Raw genomic sequence first — 1,501 nt, 5'->3', positions numbered from 1 at the left:
GGGAGGTGGCTGTGGCACAACTCCTTCTTTCATTATTTCTCGTAGCTGAGTATCTTTAATAATGGTAGGCCAAAGAGAAAATTTAATAAACCCCTGCCCATCACTGACTATTGAAAATTATGTTCCCAAGAACAATTTTTATCGTCGCTTAAAGTCAATACTTGAGCTGAACTTTGTCTATGAGGCGGTAAAACCCTTTTATGGAAAGTGTGGGCAGAAGTCTATTGATCCAGTGGTTTTCTTCAAATTGCTCCTGGTTGGGCATTTTGAAAATATCTGCTCTGATCGTGCGCTAATTGTCAGTAGTCAATTGCGACTAGACATCTTATACTTCCTTGACTTCAAATTAGGAGAGCGATTGCCCTGCCATAGTACGATTTCTCGAACAAGAAAACGCTTGCCTGTAGTGCTGTTTGAAAAGTTGTTTGAAAAAGTGCTAAATGCCTGTATAGATGCAGGTATGGTGGGAGGACAAAGTCAAGCCATCGACGGGGCTTTTGTCGAAGCCAATGCCTCTTTAGACAAGCTTGAATCTAAGCTGGTATTGCAATGGAAATTGCTACCAGGTGAAGTATTAGCAGACGATCCCTCTACAAATGCTTCCCAAGCTATAGCCTTTAGTTTAGTTGAAAAGACGGCTAAACCTAGAAAACCGGATAGATCCAATACTCTCTATCAAAGCAACACAGATCCGCAGGCTCGATTAGCTCAAAAAGCAGGTAAGCCTTTTCGTTTATATTACTTGTCCAGCATGGCTGTGGATACTTATCATCATATAATTACCCATATACAGGCAGACTATGCCGATGAACGTGATTCTGTTCATCTATTAGCCATAGTAGATAAAATAGCCACACACTTCAAACAACATAACTTGCTTTTGAAGAATATATTAGCTGATGGAGGCTTTGGCTCAGGATTAAATTATGCTCTATTAGAATCCTGTGGCTATACTGCTTACATACCTTTACAAGGTAGTTATCATCCGGTGAGAGAAGGCTTTAGCTACGACGCTCGAAAGGATGTCTATCTGTGCAGGCAAGGCAAAGAGCTGAGTAATCAAGGAATACGCCTGGAAAAAGGCTTTGCTAATGCTACTTATCTAGCTAAACAAGGTGAGTGTACTGCTTGCCCACTAAAGAAGGTTTGTTGTCAGAATAGAGGTCGCAAAAAGTTGGTAGTCACGGCCTATCATAATCATTACCAGCGCATGCAGCAAAGACTGGAAAGTAGAAAAGGGAAATATATGAAATGGCGAAGAATGGCTACTGTTGAACCTGTTTTTGGTAGTTTACTTAATAATTTTGGCATGTGGAGAGCCAATGCCCGCGGCAAACAATCAGCTCATAAAATGATGCTGATGGCTGCTGTAGCATATAATCTGCAAAAATTACTTCGTGGGTTGACTCACCCCAAAGCCAAGTCTCAAATTATGCATCTACAGCAGGTCAATATTCTTTATTTTTTATTCTTTTTCGTTGTGCCACAGCCACGGAGGTTT

General features: G+C 40.9%; 1 protein-coding gene. It reads left to right on the top strand.

Going from position 1 to position 1,501, the window contains the following annotated elements; genetic code table 11:
• Window positions 1–61: 61 nt before the first annotated feature.
• Window positions 62–1,501, top strand: a 1,440-nt coding sequence (locus Q0590_RS37235) for an IS1182 family transposase (RefSeq protein ID WP_302042767.1), incomplete at its 3' end; no start/stop codon positions are given.

Source organism: Rhodocytophaga aerolata, assembly GCF_030503435.1.
Taxonomy (GTDB): Bacteria; Bacteroidota; Bacteroidia; order Cytophagales; family 172606-1; genus Rhodocytophaga; species Rhodocytophaga aerolata.
Note: the sequence above shows the minus strand (reverse complement) of the source record. Positions and strands in the feature narration are given on the sequence as shown.